The 18,171-nt window shown below is 66.0% G+C and carries 12 protein-coding genes; 11 read left to right on the top strand and 1 reads right to left on the bottom strand.

Annotated features, from left to right (window positions below):
• Positions 1 to 99: 99 nt before the first annotated feature.
• The gene (locus EO139_RS14925; RefSeq protein WP_104582448.1) at positions 100 to 486 is read left to right on the top strand and encodes a DUF805 domain-containing protein; all 387 of its coding nucleotides are present in this window, start codon (positions 100 to 102) and stop codon (positions 484 to 486) included.
• 412 nt (positions 487 to 898) lie between these two features.
• Here the strand turns inward: EO139_RS14925 and EO139_RS14920 are convergent, their stop codons facing one another.
• A complete protein-coding gene (locus EO139_RS14920) occupies positions 899 to 1,678 on the bottom strand; it encodes a response regulator transcription factor (protein WP_104582449.1) in 780 nt (259 codons plus the stop codon).
• A gap of 911 nt (positions 1,679 to 2,589) precedes the next feature.
• On the opposite strand from EO139_RS14920, the gene EO139_RS14915 reads away from it, so the two are divergent.
• The 10 genes from EO139_RS14915 (at position 2,590) to EO139_RS14865 (ending at position 18,062) form a co-directional block, all read left to right on the top strand.
• Positions 2,590 to 3,945 carry a helix-turn-helix transcriptional regulator gene (locus tag EO139_RS14915; RefSeq protein ID WP_180708131.1) on the top strand — a complete coding sequence of 452 codons (1,356 nt, stop codon included), beginning with the start codon at positions 2,590 to 2,592 and terminating at the stop codon, positions 3,943 to 3,945.
• 222 nt (positions 3,946 to 4,167) lie between these two features.
• Complete coding sequence (locus EO139_RS14910) at positions 4,168 to 6,036, top strand: ATP-binding protein (protein WP_164739871.1); 1,869 nt, start codon at positions 4,168 to 4,170, stop codon at positions 6,034 to 6,036.
• 24 nt (positions 6,037 to 6,060) lie between these two features.
• On the top strand, positions 6,061 to 8,385 hold the full coding sequence (locus tag EO139_RS14905) for a hypothetical protein (protein WP_126947466.1): 2,325 nt from the start codon (positions 6,061 to 6,063) through the stop codon (positions 8,383 to 8,385).
• 1,481 nt (positions 8,386 to 9,866) lie between these two features.
• Positions 9,867 to 10,709, top strand: a complete 843-nt coding sequence (locus EO139_RS14895) for an STAS domain-containing protein (protein WP_104582453.1) — start codon at positions 9,867 to 9,869, stop codon at positions 10,707 to 10,709.
• Position 10,710: 1 nt separating this feature from the next.
• Complete coding sequence (locus EO139_RS14890) at positions 10,711 to 11,073, top strand: STAS domain-containing protein (RefSeq protein ID WP_104538235.1); 363 nt, start codon at positions 10,711 to 10,713, stop codon at positions 11,071 to 11,073.
• Entirely contained in the window at positions 11,070 to 11,465 is a 396-nt protein-coding gene (locus tag EO139_RS14885; RefSeq protein WP_104538234.1) for an ATP-binding protein, read from the top strand. The genes EO139_RS14890 and EO139_RS14885 overlap by 4 nt, the downstream gene beginning before the upstream one ends.
• Positions 11,456 to 12,466, top strand: coding sequence for an ATP-binding protein (locus tag EO139_RS14880; RefSeq protein WP_104582455.1), 1,011 nt, complete (start codon positions 11,456 to 11,458; stop codon positions 12,464 to 12,466). The genes EO139_RS14885 and EO139_RS14880 overlap by 10 nt, the downstream gene beginning before the upstream one ends.
• On the top strand, positions 12,463 to 13,338 hold the full coding sequence (locus EO139_RS14875; protein ID WP_104582456.1) for an ATP-binding protein: 876 nt from the start codon (positions 12,463 to 12,465) through the stop codon (positions 13,336 to 13,338). Before EO139_RS14880 ends, EO139_RS14875 begins: the two co-directional genes overlap by 4 nt.
• Complete coding sequence (locus EO139_RS14870) at positions 13,328 to 15,286, top strand: response regulator (protein WP_180496910.1); 1,959 nt, start codon at positions 13,328 to 13,330, stop codon at positions 15,284 to 15,286. Before EO139_RS14875 ends, EO139_RS14870 begins: the two co-directional genes overlap by 11 nt.
• A 406-nt stretch (positions 15,287 to 15,692) precedes the next feature.
• Positions 15,693 to 18,062 carry a TonB-dependent receptor gene (locus EO139_RS14865; RefSeq protein WP_126971283.1) on the top strand — a complete coding sequence of 790 codons (2,370 nt, stop codon included), beginning with the start codon at positions 15,693 to 15,695 and terminating at the stop codon, positions 18,060 to 18,062.
• The last annotated feature ends 109 nt before the right edge of the window (positions 18,063 to 18,171 follow it).

Below are 18,171 nucleotides of genomic sequence, written 5' to 3'. Positions count from 1 at the left end.
ACCGTTTTCAGCAGAGGGCGGCTATGGCAACATGCGCGGCCCGTTGCACGGTGCACCGGATCACAGACAGCGCCCACTGCGCGTCACCAGGAGAACACGATGGAATGGATGTTGTTGCCACTCAAGCGCTACGCCGACTTCAATGGCCGCTCGCGCCGCAAGGAATATTGGATGTTCATGCTGCTGCAGGCGATCGTCCTGCTGGTATTGGGCGGCTTGTTCGGCATCGCGGCGGCAGTGATGGGCGGCGAGAACGGTCCCGGCGCACTGGCATGGCTGGTGCTTGCCATCATGGGGATCTTCGTACTGGCACTGATCGTGCCGAGCATTGCGGTGACCGTGCGTCGCCTGCATGACCAGGGCAAGTCCGGCTGGTTCTATCTGATCAGCCTGGTGCCCTACGTCGGTGGCTTCATCGTGCTGGTCTTCATGTGCCTGGAAGGCACGCCCGGCCCGAACGAGTACGGCGAGAATCCCAAGCAGTAACCGGGTGCAATGCCTGATCGAACAATGGCGCGGGGAGTCCTCCGCGCCATTGTCGTTTCTGGAGAGCCGGCCGGCTCAGGCTGTCGAAGGGCACGCACCTGTTCGAGTGCGGCACTTGGTGCGATGGGGGCATTTTGAGCTGCCCGCAAAAACGTAACCGTCTTGCCAGGGCGTGGGAAGCGGTCGAGCGGCAATAGGGCAAGGGCCTGCTCGTGTGTTCACTACATGATTGAACTACCAGGTGGATAGGTTTTCCGCCCGGCGTGGCAGCAGGCGAAAAGCAGTCCAGCCAATGCCCGACCAGATCAACGCATCACAGCGGACGGCTCACTGCACTGCAGGCGCCGATGGCATGCAGCAAGCGCGGCTCGCCGCCGTTCGCCGCGCTGCCGCTGTTGCGAGCCCGCGTTGGTCAACAGGCCGCGGCGTGATGGGCGGTGCTGGGGCTGACGGCCTTGCTGGGCGCGTGCTTGTCGGGCGTAGCAAGTTCCAGCTTATAACCATGCGAATACACGGTTCTGATGCGCACCACGCCGCTGTGGTTGCATAGCTGCAGCTTCTTGCGCAGCTTGTAGATGTGCTGCTCCATCGTGCGGTCGGTGAACTCGGTGTGGCTACCCCACACCGCCTTGGCCAACTGGCAGCGGCGGAAACATACGCCGGGGCTGGAAAACAACAGCCAGGCGATCGAGAACTCGCGTGCGGTCAGCACGATCGGCTTGCCGTGCAGGTACACGGTATTTTCGTCGCGAATCAGGTGGTAGGGACCAACACTCAGCTGCTGGCTCTCGGAGCATGCCTCGGCCACCGGCGAAAGCGCCAATGCCGCGCGCACATGCAGTTCGTGGGAATTGAACGGCAGGGCGAGCACGTCGTGTGCGCCGGCGCGGTACCAGGCCAGAATGTCGTGCGCACAGTCGAAACGCCCCAGCACGATCAGTGGCGTGGGATGACCGCTGTGGCAGCGTTGCCAGGCCAGCAGCGAGCTGTCGTCCGACGCGACGCAGGTCGCGTCGAAAACCAGCAGCTCGCAGGGGGAATGCCGCAGCGAGCGCAGGAGTTCGAGTTCGTCGGAAAACACCGCAAAACTCGGGGCCAGCGGTGCAAGGCTCGCATTGACCTGCGATGCCAGACGCGCGTCCTGCGTCAACAGGAAAGCCGATCCTTGCTTGCCGGTAGGGTTGCCGTGCATCAGCCGGCCTTCCCATGTCTGCCCACGTACCAGTCATGTGCTGGATGCCTGTTGTGGACAGCAGGCGCCAATACAAAACCCACATGTATAGATAAGTGCATCGCCATCGCCTTCGGCTGCCAGGGGATCCGGCCTGAGGCCGGACGAATGGTATGTACCATTGCGGAGCCAGAAAGTTTCACTGCTGCGTACTTTTCTTCGGCTTCGGGCGGGCCGGCTTTAACGTACGCTCATTTAGGCGCAATGCAGCTCTTACATCCAGGGCATGCGTCGACGGCGACTAACAAAATTCCGACATCGCGCGGTACGCGGGCCGATGGTTCCGGCGGAAAACAATACGCACGATCGCCAGGTCGTTGAATGCAATGTCAGGTCTATACCACGGTATTGCGATTTGCACGTGCGCGAAGCGCGCATGGAATATGTGGGCCATCGGTTGATGCCATGGAATGCGGCAGCATTGGTTTGAAGTGCATCTTTCATTTACTGAAATACCTTGCACGCGGCCATCGCCGCGACATGCCAGGACAATGGTCCCGCTGCGCACGGGCTCAGGTGCTCGAATGGCCGACGATTGCTTTTTTGGCTGGCGTCCTGTCTTCAATACGGCTTCGCATGGCGTGGAATGTCCTGTGCACGCATGCGGTGGCGGTATGCAAAAAGTGCCCTTTATCTGCACGCCGCTTAACTGGCTCGCCGATAGACAGAGTGAGGATTTTTGATTTTCTTAGTGCCTTGGAGTGAGAAATTCCATTGGATCCGCTGCATACAATCGTTTGCGCCAGCCAGACCGGCGCATTGTTGTTTTTGCTCGTCCCCCTATGAGAGAGCCCGGCATGATCCTTTCAACCTACTTCGCGGCAATCTCTGCGTTGTCGTACGCAGACCGTCTTCCTATCTATACAAGCAGGATGCTGGTTGGTGCCTGGCCGCAAGGTCTGCAACATCTTCAACAACGCCGCGACGGCCAGGCCGCCCCGGATGGTGCAGAGGATGAAGTCAGCCTGCTCGGTGCCAGCGGCGATGCATTGTTGATCCTCGAATACCAGGAGGAGGCCGAAGATGCCTACCGCCACGCCTTGAAGGCGATGCGCGGGCATCAGCGCCAACTGCGGCTGCTGTCCTGCCGCAACACCGCCTGGTTGATGCTGAGCCAGCGCCGCCTGAGCGCTGCATTGAATTGCTTCGCACAGCTGGCGATGGACCGCGAAACGCCGCCCTGCCTGTGCGGGGAGAGTCTGCTGGGCAAGGCGCTGACCCACTTCCATCTGGGCCAGAGCACGCTGGCGCTGCAGACGCTGGAGCGTGCCAACGAAGCGCTGGGGGAACTGGACAGCGGCGCAACCGAGTGGCAGCGCATCGCCAACGCGCTGCGTCTGGACATGATCGCGCAGCTGCGCATCCGGCGTGCCGACCGGATGAGCGACCACGTGTTCTGGCAGGCCACGCTGCGCCAGGAGGATGCGGCGCATGCGTTCGAGCCCAACGAGTTGCGCGCCTGCATCGCCGACCTGGCCGAGAGCATGCCGGTGCTCGCCCAGCGCATGCGCCACGTGCGCAACCTGCTGCGCATTGCCGGTGGCGACACCTTCGGTTTCGATGCGCAGATCGATGCGCTGCCGGCCGCTGCCACCGGGTGCCCGCCATGCGCCCGGCAGGATGCGCAGGTGGAACTGGCGCTTGCCGCATTGGCGGTGGGGCGCGCGGATCTGGCAGAGCGCGCCCTGGCCGGTGCCGGGCGGCACCACGCGCCGCGCTGGAATCTGGAGTTCGAGTATTGCCAGGCCAAGATCAGCCAGGCGCTGGGCAAGACCGAGCAGGCGCTGTTGCTGTACAACCGGTATGCGCTGGGCGCGGTGCAGTGCCTGCGCAGCGAGGTGCAGGCGCCGCGGCTGCTGGAAAGCGGCACGCCGGCACATGTCAGCGACGACATCTCCGCGCGGCTGCCGGCCAAGTATCGGCGTGCCTACGCCTACATGATCACCAATGCGCACCGTTCGGACCTGTCCATCAACGAGGTGGCCGCGCAGATCGGCGTGACCGGGCGCGCCTTGCAGCAGGCGTTCAAGTCCGCCACCGGGCTGTCGCCGACCCAGGTGCTGCGGCGTTACCGGATGCAGAGCATCCGCGACGAACTGTTGGCCGAAGGCGGCTGCGGCAGCGTGCTGCAGGCGGCGAGCCGCTGGGGCGTGGGCAGCCGGTCGGCCTTGGCCAAGGGCTATCGCCAGCATTTCAATGAGGCACCGATGGAAACCTTGCAGCGGTAAGCCGTTGCGCGCCACGGCCATGCGTCGACGCAGGCCGTGGCGCGTCGTTTCTGCAAGGGGGGCGCTGCCGTGGCGGCCGCGCGCCGGCCACGCGCGAGACGCCGTCATAGTGTGACGTGCGTGCGTGTGGGGCGGCTTGCGGCTATCCTGTGCGGCTCGCACTGCCACCCAGGAAGGCGCGTCCGAGGATGGGCGTGGCCGCCAAGGAAACGACGAACGATCATGCAAGATCACACCTCCGAGGCGACGGACGCCTCCCAGATCCGCCGCGCAGGCGTCGATCTCAACGGATTGATGTCCGTTCTCAGCAAGCATCTGTATTCCACGCCGGTGGTCGCGCTGCGCGAGCTGGTGCAGAACGCGCACGACTCGATCCTGCGTCGCCGCCTGGAACAACCCGACTGGCAAGGCCAATCGCGCATCGAAGTGCATGCCGATGCTGCCCAGGGCATCGTGCGCATCGTCGATACCGGCGCCGGGCTGACCCAACAGGAAATCCACGATTACCTTGCTACCGTCGGCGTGGGGTATACGCGTGGCCTGCGTCAGGGTGGGCATGAGGACAGCGGCCTGATCGGCATGTTCGGGCTGGGCTTTTTGTCGGCCTTCGTGCTGGCGCGCCGCGTCACCGTGCGCACCACCTCCTACCAGAGCCCGACGCTGGGGCATTGCTATATCTCCAGCAATGCCGAGCAATACACCGTGAGTCCGATCCCGGCACGCGCCCAGGTCGGAACGGAAGTGGTGCTGGAGCTGCACGAGGACTATCTGCCGTTGGCCCAGGAAGCACGGCTGCGCGAGATCCTGTCCCGTTATTGCGCGCTGTTGCGCGAGCCGATCTGGATCGGCGGCGATACCCAGGCGATCAACCCCGAGCCGCCGCCGTGGCGCATGCACGATGCGGTGCCGTTGCATCCGGTGCAGGCCTGGCGGCGTCAGCGCGAGTTTGCCGCGCGTTTCGAGCGCAACTTCGAGCCCTTGTGCTGCATGCCGGTGCGTGCGGAGGAGGGCAGCGATGCGGTCGGCCTGCTGTGGGTGCAGGACGGAGCCACCTACGGCACCAGCGACAACCGCAACCTGTCGGTGTTCCTGCGCGGCATGCTGCTGGACGACAACGCGCGCGAACTGCTGCCACCGTGGGCGGGCTTTATCGGGGGCGTGATCGAGTCCAATCGCTTGACGCCCACCGCCAGCCGCGAAGATCTGCAACGCGATGCCACCTACACGGCCGTGCAGCACGCGCTGTCCGAAGCGCTGGTGCAAGGCCTGGCCGATGTGGCGCGTCAGCAGCCGGAAGCCTGGCGGCGCATCCTGCTGCGGCACAACGAGGCATTGCTGGGCGCGGCGCTGTGCGACGAGCGTTTGTTCGCGCTGCTGATGGAACACGTGCGGGTGCCGACCTCGCAGGGCGACCTGCCCGCGCAGCAGTTGCCGGCGCGTGGCGCGGTACATGTGATCCTGGACAGCGACAGCGGTTTCGAGGAAATGCTGTTCCGCGCGATGGGCGTGCCGGTGGCCTACGGAAACCGCTATGCGGTGGTGCCGTTCCTGCGCCGCTGGGCGCAGGCCAAGGGCGTGCGCCTGGTCGAGCTGGGCACCGAGCAGGGCAACCGGCAGTTGTTCCAGCTGGATACGTTGCCGGCCGACGAACTGGCCTGGCTGGAACAGCACCTGGGCGATGGCGAGGCGCTGGTGCCGGCACGCTTCAGCCCTGAGGCATTGCCGCTGGTGGTGGTGCCCGACCGCGAGGCCGAACTCAAACGCCGGCTGGAGCAGGACGAGAACGACAAGCGCGTGTCCACCGCCGCGTTGCGGCTGGCCCGGCAGTTCACGGCGGGGATTCAGGCGCGGCAGACCCAGCGGCTGTATCTGAATCTCGACAACCCGGCCTTGCAGGCACTGCTGGCGGCGCAGCGCGCCGGCAATCCGCAGGCGGCGGTGGCGGCGCGGTTGCTGCGCTCACTCAAGGTGATCGTGTCGACGCAGGGGCGCAGCCAGCCGCAGCCGGGTGCCAACGCATCGGGCGGATCGGATTTGAACCGGGCCTTTGGCGATCTTGCCGAGGCCGTGACCCAACTGCTGGCGCGCTGAGCGCCGCATCGAAGGAGCAACACGATGGAAATCTGGAACTGGGTAGAAAAGCTGCAGGACGATCTGGGCGAAGCCGGGCAGCCGCAGAATGCGCAGCTGCTGACACGCCTGACCGACCATATCTGCGATCTGCAGATCGAACGCGCCGAAGCGTTGTTGCCCGAGGCGCGTGCGCTGGGCAAGACGCTGGCCAATCCGTGGCTGGAGGTGTTCGTCGGGCACTGGGAAATGCGCAACCGCGTCGGCAATCTCTGCGAAGGCGAGCGTGCGCTCAGCGACGCGGTGGCGTTGTTCGAACGCGCGCATCGCGCCGATGCGGTGGAGTGCCCGCAGTCGGTGTGCGTGACCCAGGACCTGGCCGCCTGCTACGCCAATATCGACGGGCCGGGCTGGGTGGAAGAGCGCATCGAGGTGTGCGAGGAAACGCTGGGCCGCATCGATCCGAGCTGGTCGTGCTACCAGTGCCTGAGCTGCGAAAAAGCCGATGCCCTGCTCGACGATGGACGCGGCGAGGCGGCACTGAGTTATCTGGAACAGCAGTCGCAGACCATCGTTGCGCATGGCGGGCAGATCTACGACGGCGTGCCGGACATGCGCATCTCGATCCTGCTCTCGCTGGGCCGCGCGCAAGAGGCGCTGGCGCTGATCGAACAGCGCGAACGCGAAGCCGCGCGCGAAGGGGCCGAATGGGCCAACTGCAGTCAGCCGCGGCGCCTGCAGAAAGCCCGTGCCTTGGCAATGTTGAATCGCGACGACGAAGCACTGGAAGCCTTTCTGCCGTGGCGCGAGGTTGCGCCGCGCTACCGCCTGCACTGGTTGCGTGCGGTGGTGGTGCTGGTATCGCGCCAGCCCGAGCGCAACACCTGGGATCTGGGCAGCCGCCTGCAGGTGATGCTCGATCATTACGCGCAGGTGGGTGCGCATCGCATCCTGATCGAAGCGGCCGAGATGGCGATCGCGCTGGCGTTGCAGCGTGGTGCGGTGTGGACCGCGCGCCGGCACCTGGCGCTTGCGCGTGCGCATGTGCCCAAGTTGCGCCAGGACCGTGGCGCCACGCAACTGCTGGACGGCCTGGCTGCGCGCGTCGAGGCCGCACCGGCGGGCGAGCCGGCACCGGTGCCCGCTGAGCAGTTGCTGCAGTGGCTGGATGCGCAAGCCGAAGACGTGGCACGGAATCCCGAGCGCGAGGCGCAGTGGTTGCTGCTGGCAGTGGCCGAGCGTCCCGACGACGCCGAGTTGGTGGACACCACGGCGTCGGCATTGAGCGCGTGTGCGGCCGACGACGAGGCGATCGCGCTGCTGTGGGCATTCGTGCAGCGGCATGCCGACCGCGAGACCAGCCCGACCTTCCGGCTGATGAACCTGTTGCTGGGCCGCGGCGACGAAGCCGGCCTGCGGCGGCTGGCGCAGCTGTATCGCCCGCTGGTGCCGGTGGCGGCGCTGTGGTGCGAGGCGCAGCTGGCCCAGCGGCTGGCCGATTGGCCGGCGCTGGAGCAGGCCTGCACCGCGTTGCTGGAATTGTCGCCAGGCTCGCATGGCGCGCGCGGGTTGCTGGGGCGCATGTATCTCAACACCGGCCGCTTCGCCGAAGCCGCCGAGGTGTATCGCCAGCTGACCGAGTTGATGGAGGAGCCGCGCTCCGCGCATTGGGATCACATGACCGCGGCCAGCGCGGCGCAGCAATGGGACGCGGTGCGCGCCTCGGCGCTGGCGCTCGGCATGGAGCTGAGCAGCACCAGTGGCGTGGTCGAAGAAACCTGGGGGTGGGTGATCGTGCGTTGCGTGGACGACGGCGAGGTAGCCGAGTACTACGCACGGCGCACCGGCCCGGTCACCGCGCGTATCGTCGAAAATGCACCGGCACATCGGCGCCAGCATGTCGGCGACTGGGTGGTGTTCGACGCGGAGTTGCTGTATCCGCCACCGGACGACGAGGCCGAGCGCGAGCGGTTCGTGCCGACCTATGCGCAGGTGCATGTGCTGGAGCCAGGCGGTTACGGCAGCAGCTGGCTGGTGGATGGCGTGCATCCTGGCGAGGAGGCGATCGAGGCCTTGCGGCAGGACGTCGAAGCGCGCGGCTGGAAGCTGTGGTTGCATAGCCGCGACGACTATCGCGTGGTCGATCCGGCACACGCGGACGCATTCGACCCGGAAGATGCAAGCACGGGTCTGCCGGGCGTGCTGTTCACCGTGGCGCTGCCGGAAGCGGCGGCGCCGCTGGAACTGCATCGCGTCCTGCTGGCCACAACCGCGCAGTGGGCGCACCCGATGTGCTGGCTGCGCCTGGCCGAGGCCTGCGATCAGGACCCGCGCCCGCATCTGGAGGCGGTGGAGCGCTACGGGCTGTAGGGCGGCGATCAGGCTCGTCGCGCAGCGGCTGCTGATGCGGTCGCCGTTGCCGCCGGGATTGGGGAGTGGGCATTCGGGATTGGCATGTGTGGTTTGCATGCCAACTGCTGGTATGTCGTCAGCAATGGTGACGCTCGGAAGAACGTGCAGCCCACCTGGCTGTTCGCATTTCTTTCCGCAACCGATAGCAACCGGTGGTGCTTGCGCGCGTGCCGGTGTGGGACCTTGAGCGGCATGGATGCCGCGCCAGAGCCTACACGGACGTACTTGCGGCGTGTCCCACGCCGGTACACGGGCAAGCGCCCGCAGCAGACCCAGGCTTCTAAGGAGCACCGGCAGACCTCATGCGCAGGGTTGGTCGGTATGCGGAGTTGGTCGGCAGCGCGGTGCCGCATCCGGTGTCGGGACACGCCGCAAGTACGTCCATGTAGGCTCGGTGGCGGCATCCATGCCGCCACACGGTCCCGCCCCCGGACGCGGCACCGCGCTCCCAATAGCGCTACCGCTGATTGGCAAGCAATGCGGTCAGCACGTGTAGATGCCTGCGGACTCCGTCGCTAACGCAATTGGCGAGTCATCTATCTACTGTCACGTCGCCAGGAGGGGCACTCCAGAGACGTGTAGTCCAGCAAGTCGTTCGCATTTCGTTCCGGAACCGATAGCAACTGATGGTGCTTGCGCGCGTGCCGGCGTGGGACCTTGAGCGGCATGGATGCAGCGCCAGAGCCTACAAGGACGTACTTGCGGCGTGTCCCACGCCGGTACGCGTGCAAGCGCCCGCCGTAGACCGAAGCTTCTACGTAGCACCGGCAGATCTCACGCAGGGTTGGTCGGTGTGCGGAGTCGGTTGGCGGCGCGGCGCCGCATCCGGTGTCGGGACACGCCGCAAGTACGTCCATGTAGGCTCGGTGGCGGCATCCATGCCGCCACACGGTCCCGCCCCCGGACGCGGCACCATGCTCCCGGTATCGCTAGTGCCGATCGGCAAGCGATGGCTTCAATACGCACTGCAGGCTGACCCCGCAGTGGCGAGACCCGGCGCGTGCATGCGGCGCCGGGGGGCAAACCGGCCTGCCGGCACATCGAGCGCGTCCGCTGCCATGGGAGGGGCGTTGCGATCGGTCCGGGCCGGCGTCAGGCGGTCTTCCCACAAGTTGGACCACCTTCGCGCAGCGGTCGGTGACCGCATCACGGCCGGTCCGGCGGCAGTCTGTAGCCGGGCGCCTCGCGCCCGAGCGCAGGGTGGCGGGCCGGCGGCAAGCGCATCTGTCCAGGCGTGGTCGCGCTCACGTTCGCGGCGTGCGCGGCAATGTCAAACTCCGTACGGATCTTCCTCTGACCGCTACAGGTTCGTCGCTGGTTGCCGAAACTGAATTGCTTTACTCTGCAGCGCTTCGGCGTGGGGGCGCCGCGCCAGTCAGGGGGGCGCAATCGCCCCGCATGCCCAGCCTTCTCTCTTCTAACTCTTGGCGGGTGATCTCATGGTGGCATTGCAGCAGCGCTCGATCGATGCGATTCGTGGCCAGGAAGCTGCGTTGTTGGCGGCATGGCTGGGCTCCAGCCTGGGCAGCGATGGACGTATTTCCCGACAGGACGTCGAAACCCAGAGCGCGGATTTCCTGCACCTGCTGGTCGCCTCCCTGAAGGACGGTGGCAGCAGCCTGGACAGCGCCGACTGGAGCGAGGTGCGTCGCTTCCTGGAAAACCTGTCGCGCGATCGCGCCACCCGTGGCTTTGATTCGCAGGAAACCGCCAATTTCATCTTCTCGCTGAAGCGGGTGCTGTTCGCGCTTGTGCAGCGCGAATACGCCGACACGCCGGAGGATCTGGGCCAGCAGCTGTGGGCGCTGTCCGAGCTGCTGGATCGCCTGGGCCTGTACACCGTCAAGGCGTTCCAGAAGACCCGCGAAGACATCATCGTGCGCCAGCAGGAAGAAATGCTGGAGCTGTCCACCCCGGTGGTCAAGCTGTGGGACGGTGTACTGGCACTGCCGATGATCGGCACGCTGGATTCGCAGCGCACCCAGGTGGTGATGGAGTCGCTGCTGCAGCGCATCGTCGATACCGGCTCGGAAATCGCCATCATCGACATCACCGGGGTGCCCACCGTGGACACCCTGGTCGCGCAGCACCTGCTCAAGACCGTCACCGCGATCCGCCTGATGGGCGCCGATGCCATCATCAGCGGCGTGCGCCCGCAGATCGCGCAGACCATCGTGCATCTGGGGCTGGACCTGCAGGGCATCGTCACCAAGGCCAACCTGTCCGATGCGCTGGCGCTGGCGCTCAAGCGCATCGGCGTGACCGTGAACAAGGCAGGCTGACATGGAGCGCATCCCGATCCTGCGGATGGGCGACCTGCTGCTGGTCACCATCCAGGTGGACATGCACGATCAATTGGCGATGACGTTGCAGGAGGACCTGTCGGAAAAGATCAGCGCCACCTCCGCGCGTGGCGTGCTGATCGACATTTCCGCACTGGACATCGTCGACTCCTTCATCGGCCGCATGATCAGCACCATCTCCGGGCTGGCGGCGATCATGGATGCCAGGACCGTGGTGGTGGGCATGCAGCCGGCCGTGGCGATCACGCTGGTCGAGTTGGGGCTGACCCTGCCATCGGTGCGCACCGCGCTCGATGTCGAACGCGGCATGCGCCTGCTGCAGCAGCCCGATCGCACTTCATGACGACCGGTTCGCAATCGGTGCGTACCGAACAGGATGTGGTGCTGGCCAGGCAGACGGTACGCAAGCTGGTGGTGCAGTGCGGCCTGCGTCTGGTCGACCAGACCAAGCTGGTCACCGCAGCCAGCGAACTGGCGCGCAACACCGTGATCTATGGCGGTGGCGGCGAGATGGATTGGGCCCTGGTGGAAAGCGGCATCCGCAAGGGCGTGCAGCTGACCTTCCGCGACGAAGGTCCCGGCATTCCCGACCTGGACCTGGCGCTCACCGATGGCTGGACCTCCGGCAGCGGGCTGGGACTGGGCCTGTCCGGCAGCCGGCGGCTGGTGGATGACTTCGTCCTGGATACCGCAGCCGGCAAGGGCACGCGCATCACCATCACCAAATGGAAGTGACGCTCGCCGGCGAGGTCACGCGCGCGTTTCGTGTCGACGAAATCAGCCAGGTCGGGCAGGCACGTCGCGAAGCGACGGTTTTGGCACAGACGCTGGGTTTCGACGAGGCCGCCTGCGGCCGCGTGGCACTGGTGGCCACCGAGCTGGCCACCAACATGGTCAAGCATGGACGTGGCGGCTGCCTGCAGTTGTCCACGGTGGCCACACGCCAGGGCATGGGCGTGGAAATCTGCGCCATCGACGGCGGGCCGGGCTTCGCACTCGTGGACGGCCTGCGCGATGGCTATTCCACCGCCGGGACGCCGGGCACCGGGCTGGGCGCGATCCAGCGCCAGGCGCAGGTGCTGGACGCGTATTCCGATGCCAAGGGCGCGGTGGTGATGGCACGGCTGTTTGCGCAGCAACGCGCCGAACTGGACCTGCCGTACGGCGCGATCCGCCTGCCGCTGCACAACGAAACGGTGTGCGGTGATGCCTGGCATCTGGCCGTTGGCGAGCAGCGCGTGACCGTCACCGTGATCGATGGCCTGGGCCACGGTCCAGGCGCCGCCGACGCTGCCGATGCCGGCACGCGCGCTGCAGCTGCGGCCAGCGGCGAGCCCGGCGAGCGCATCGCGCAGCTGCATGCGGGCATGTCCGGCACCCGCGGCGGCGCGGCGGCGGTGATGCAATTCGACAGCAGCACCGGCCGGGTACGCTTTGCCGGTGTGGGCAATATCGTCGCGTCGCTGTGCGATGGCGACGGCGTGCGTGGCATGCCCTCGCATCCGGGCATCGTCGGGGTGCAGTTCCGCAAGGCGCAGCCGTTCGATTTTCCGGACGCCGCCGGCAAACTGCTGGTCATGCACAGTGATGGTCTGCAATCACGCTGGAGCCTGCGTGATCATCCGGGTCTGCTGTCGCGCCATCCGCGCCTGATTGCGGCCGTGCTGCTGCGCGATTACACGCGGGGCCGCGACGATTGCGGCGTGTTTGTCATGCGGCTGGGAGGTCTGCAATGAATGCTTCCGGTGAGACATCGCCCATCGATCCGCTGGCCGAACTGGACGCGCTGCGGCAGCAGAACCAGGCCCTGCGCGAAGAATTGGAAGAAACCAACCAGGGCGTGCTGGCGCTGTATGCCGAGCTCGATCAGCAGGCCGAGCAGCTGCGTGACGTGTCCGAGCTCAAGAGCCGCTTCCTGTCCTACATGAGCCACGAGTTCCGCACCCCGCTCAGCTCGATCCTGAGCATCACGCGGCTGCTCGAGGACGGCATGGACGGGCCGCTCACTGCCGAGCAGTCCAAGCAGGTGCGCTTTGTCAGCGCCTCGGCGCGCGAACTCACCGAGATGGTCGACGACCTGCTGGATCTGGCCAAGATCGAAGCCGGGCGCATCACCATCTCGCCGGGCTGGTTCGATCTGATGGACCTGTTTGCGGCCTTGCGCGGCATGTTCCGCCCGCTCACCGATGTCAGCAGCACCACCTTGATCTTCGAGGATCCGCCGGTGCTGCCGATGCTCTATACCGACGACAAGAAGCTGGCGCAGATCCTGCGCAACTTCATTTCCAACGCGCTCAAGTTCACCCCACAAGGCCATGTGCGCGTGTTCGCGCAGCTGGAAGGCGAGAGCCATGTGCGCTTCGGCGTGCAGGACACCGGCATCGGCATCCCGGCCGAGCTTCACGACGCCTTGTTCGAGGATTTTGTACAGGTGGATTCACCGTTGCAGAAACGCCTCACCGGCACCGGTCTGGGGCTGTCGATCTGCAAGCGTTTCGCCGAGCTGCTGGGCGGCAGGGTGGGAATCAACAGCGTGGTCGGGCAGGGCTCGGAGTTTTTCGTGGTGCTGCCGGTCACGCTGGCAGCGGAGGATGCACTTGGGCAGTAAGCCACACATTCTGGTCGTCGACGACAACGCGGTGACGCGTTATTCGGTGCGGCGCGTGCTCGAACACCATCAGTTCGTGGTCGAAGAAGCCGGCACCGGCACCGACGGCCTGGCCAGGCTGGCCGAGCAGGCGTTTGCTGCGGTGGTGCTGGACGTCAATCTGCCGGACATGAGCGGCTTCGACATCGTGCGCACGCTACGCGCCGAGCCGCGCACCGCGTTGCTGCCGGTGGTGCATGTGTCGGCCGCCTCGATCGCCACCGGCGACATGATCACCGGCCTGGAAGCCGGCGCCGATGCCTACCTGATTCATCCGGTCGACCCCAGCGTGCTGGTCGCCACGTTGCGCACCCTGCTGCGCGCGCGCCAGGCCGAGGACGCCTTGCGCATCAGCGAGGCCCGCTTCCGCGAGATCTTCGAGCACATCAGCGCACCGATTGCGGTGGTCGACGCCAGGCTGCACACGCATGAAGCCAATGCCGCGTTCCAGCGCCTGATCGGCACCGCCACACCCGGCGAGGCGCTGGCCGTGCCGGGCGTGGACCAGGCCGCCACCGTGCACGCGCTGATCGACGCGCTGGCGCAGCGCGAGCGCTGGAGCGGTGCCTTGTCGATCCTGCGCGAGGGCAAGGTGTGCGAAACCGAGTGGCGCGTGTCGCCGTATCGCGAACCGGACCTGGGCCTGCTGCTGGTCGAGGATGTCACCGAACAGCGCATGCGCGAGCGCGAGCAGCGCCAGGAACTGGATACCGCCACCACCGAGCTGGCCCACCAGATCGCCGAGCGCCAGCGCACCGAGATCCAGTTGCTGCAGGCACAGAAGATGGAAGCGCTGGGCAAGCTCACCGGCGGCATCGCGCACGACTTCAACAACCTGCTGACCAGCATCATTTCCGGCCTGGACATGATCCAGCTGGCGGTCGAGTCCAATCGCATCGAGCGTGTGCCGCGGCTGGCCGAGATCGCCACCGGCTCGGCGCATCGCGCTGCTGCGCTGACCCAGCGCATGCTCGCCTTCGCACGCAAGCAATCGCTGGATGCGCAGGCCTTCGACATCAACGCACGCGTGCGCTCGCTGGAAGACATGCTGCACCGCTCGATCGGCGAGAACATCGTGCTGGAGCTGGACCTGGCGGACACGCCGCTGGTGGCGGTGGCCGATGCCAACCAGCTCGAAAACGTGGTGCTCAATCTGGTGATCAATGCGCGCGACGCGTTGAAGGGCAGGGGCACCATCCGCATCCAGAGCGCGGCCCATACCGCGCAGGGCGATCCGGAACTGGACGATGGCGAGTACGTGGCGGTGAACGTCATCGACAACGGCAGCGGCATCGAGCCGGCCATTCTCAACCAGGTCTTCGAGCCGTTCTTCACCACCAAGCCGATCGGCGAGGGCACCGGCCTGGGCTTGTCGATGACCTACGGCTTTGCGCGCCAGTCCGGCGGCACCGCACGCATCACCAGCACGGTGGGGCGCGGTACCACGGTGGCCTTGCTGCTGCCGCGTGGACTCACTGCCAGCGCATTGCCGCCGGCACCGGTACCGAATTCGCCCCGTACCCGCAGCGAGCGCATCTTGCTGGTGGACGACACCGACGTGGTGCGCATGATGGTGAGCGAGGTGCTCAGCGACGCCGGCTACCACGTGGTCGAGGCCGAAGATGCCAACGGCGCGCTGGATCAATTGCGTGCCGGCGTGGAGATCGATCTGGTGGTGTCCGATGTCGGCCTGCCCGGCATGAACGGGCGCGACATGGCAGACGTGGCGCGCGCGCTGCGGCCTGGCCTGCCGATCCTGTTCATCACCGGCTACGCCGAAAACGCCGCCACCCGCCAGGAATTCCTGGCCGACGGCATGGCGCTGCTGCCCAAGCCCTTCAGCCTCAACGATCTGTTGAACATGGTCGGGCAGATGCTCGACAGCAGCGTGCTGGCCGCCCGCGCCTGACGCGGGGGTCGCGCGCCTGGGGCCTGCTGCCGACGCCTGCCGATCGCACGACGATGGTGTGGCGAACCCGCTTATGCGTTGAACACGCCACGGCGACCGTGGCTCTGCGGCGGCCGCCATGTGCGTGGCGGCACGCTTGCCATAGAGCTGCAACATTGCTGACATATCGTGCGCGCGGCGCCACGTTGCGCCTCCGGCCGGCATGTTCGATGCCGACGGATGTTGGTGGGGGAAACAAAACGTAGCGCGGCTGTCAGATGGCGCGGATGGCGCAGAGGAACCGGGTGCCGGTGGTGCACCCGGTTCCGAGCGCCGGCCGCGCGCGCCCGATGGCTGCGCAGTCATGTTGATCGCCGCTATTGCCCCTGTCTCACCCCTCGCGTCACCTACCCAAGGATCATCTCGCATGTCGTTGTCCTCGTCTGTCTCCGCGTCGCTGACGCCCGCCGCCACGCACGTAACCGCACCCCGTCGCGCCGCATTGCAGCGCACGCCGCTGGCGCGCGCCTGCGCCGGCCTGCTGCTCGCCTCGCTGGCGGCAGCGGCCGCTGCGCAGCAGGTGCCGGCGCGCCAGGGCGAGGGCAGCCCGACGGCGCTGGATGCAGTCACCGTCACTGCCGAGCACCGCGAGCAAAACCTGCAGGAGGTGCCGGTGTCGGTGGGCGTGGTGCAGGGTGCGGCAATGCGCGAGTTCACCGCCGGTGGCGACGACACGCTGCTGGCGCTGTCCGGCCGCGTGCCGGGCTTCTACGCCGAGACCACCACCGGGCGCATCTTCCCGCGCTTCTATATCCGCGGCCTGGGCAATATCGACTTCTACCTCGGCGCTTCGCAGCCGGTGTCCATCATCCAGGACGACGTGGTACTGGAACACGTGGTGCTCAAGTCCAACCCGGTGTACGACGTGGACCAGGTCGAAGTGCTGCGCGGCCCGCAGGGCACCTTGTTCGGCCGCAACACCACCGCCGGCATCGTCAAGTTCGACACGGTTAAGCCCGGCGAGACCTATACCGGCCGCGTCGATGCCAGCTACGGCAGCTACAACACGGTGTCGCTGGATGGCGGCTTTGGCGGGCCGATCAACGAGGTGCTGTCGTTCCGGGTGTCGGCGCTGTACCAGCACCGCGACGACTGGGTGGACAACACCTTCGCCGGCAGCAGCGCCGACGGGACGCGCACGCCGCGCAAGGATGCGATGGGCGGCTACAACGACCGCAATGCGCGCCTGCAGCTGCTGCTCAAGCCCAACGACGCATTCTCGCTGCTGGGCTCGGTGCATACGCGCGACTACGACGGCACCTCCACGTTGTTCCTGCGCAATGCAGTGATGCGCGGCAGCGACAAGGTCGACGTGCCGCGCGATCGCGTGGCCTATGACGAGGCACACGACAACCCGCAGGCGTATCAGACCGATGGCGGCTCGATCAAGGCGATCTACGATTTCGGTGGCGTGTCGCTGACCTCCATCACCGCCTACGAAACCACCTCCGGCTATAGCCGTGGCGATACCGATGGCGGTGCGGCGGCGAACTACCCGGTCAACGGCGTGCCGAACGGCTTCGGCCAGTCGATGGGGCAGATCCGCGACCTGGATCAGTACACACAGGAACTGCGCCTGGCCAGCGAAGGCGACGATGCCTTGCAATGGCAGGTCGGCGCGTTCTACTTCGACGGGCGCGACACCACCGATTTCTATCAGCGTGCGTATTTCCTGCAGACCGCCGCGCGCAACCCCAACAATTGGGTGCGCCTGCGCAACACCAACACCTCCTGGGCCGGTTTCGGGCAGCTCAGCTACAAGGCCACCGACGCGCTCACCCTGACCGCCGGTCTGCGCCAGACCAAGGACACCAAGCAAACCCGCCTGCTCAAGACCGCCGATACCGCCGCAGGCGCGGTGACCTATCGCGGCCGTCGCGACGTGCGCCTGTCCGACACCCAGCCCAGCTGGGATCTCAGCGCGATGTATGAAATCAATCCGGAGCTGAGCGTCTATGCGCGCGTGGCACGCGGCTTCCGCGGCCCGACCATCCAGGGCCGCAGCGCGGTGTTCAATTCGGATTTCACCACTGCCGATTCGGAAACCATCCTGTCGTGGGAAGCGGGCATCAAGAGCAGCCTGTTCGACAATCGCCTGCGTCTGAATGTCAGCGGCTTCACCTACACGGTGGACGACATCCAGCTCAACGGCAACGATTCGGACGGCAACGGCGTGCTGTTCAATGCCGACAAGGCCAAGGCCTACGGCCTGGAGGCTGATCTGGACTGGCGCCCGATCTCCAACCTGTCGCTGACCGCGGGCCTGAGCCTGCTGCATAGCGAAATCCACGACGATCGCGTCTACGCGCAGGCCTGTGCGCTCAATGGCGTGGTGGTGTGCACGGTCAACGACCCGACCATCCGCGTCGGTGCCAACACCTTCGCGCAAATCGACGGCAACCCGCTGCCCAACGCGCCCAAGTACAACCTCAACCTGGCGGCGCGCTACGACATTCCGGTGGGCACCGATGGCGCGTTCTTCGTTTCCACCGACTGGAACAAGCAGGGCGAAACCAGCTTCGTGCTGTACGACTCCACCGAGTTCCGCGCCGACGGCAATGTCGAAGGCGGCTTCAAGCTTGGCTACACCGGCGGCTACGGTGCATGGGAAGTGGCGGCGTTCGCGCGCAACATCACCAACGAAAAGAACGTCAAGGGCGTGATCGAAAACTACATGGCGGCGGTCTACAACGAGCCGCGCATCGTGGGTGTGTCGGTCAACGTCAACTGGCAGTAAGAGCGGTTGAACCAGTAGCTAGCGGCTGCACGGTCATCTTGTCAGCCGCTCCCGGTTGCTGGTCGATCGACCGCATCACTGCGCATGCGTCGCAGTGATGCCAATCGTA

It is taken from the genome of Xanthomonas sp. BRIP62411 (assembly GCF_003993525.1).
GTDB lineage: Bacteria > Pseudomonadota > Gammaproteobacteria > Xanthomonadales > Xanthomonadaceae > Xanthomonas > Xanthomonas euroxanthea.
Note: the sequence above shows the minus strand (reverse complement) of the source record. Positions and strands in the feature narration are given on the sequence as shown.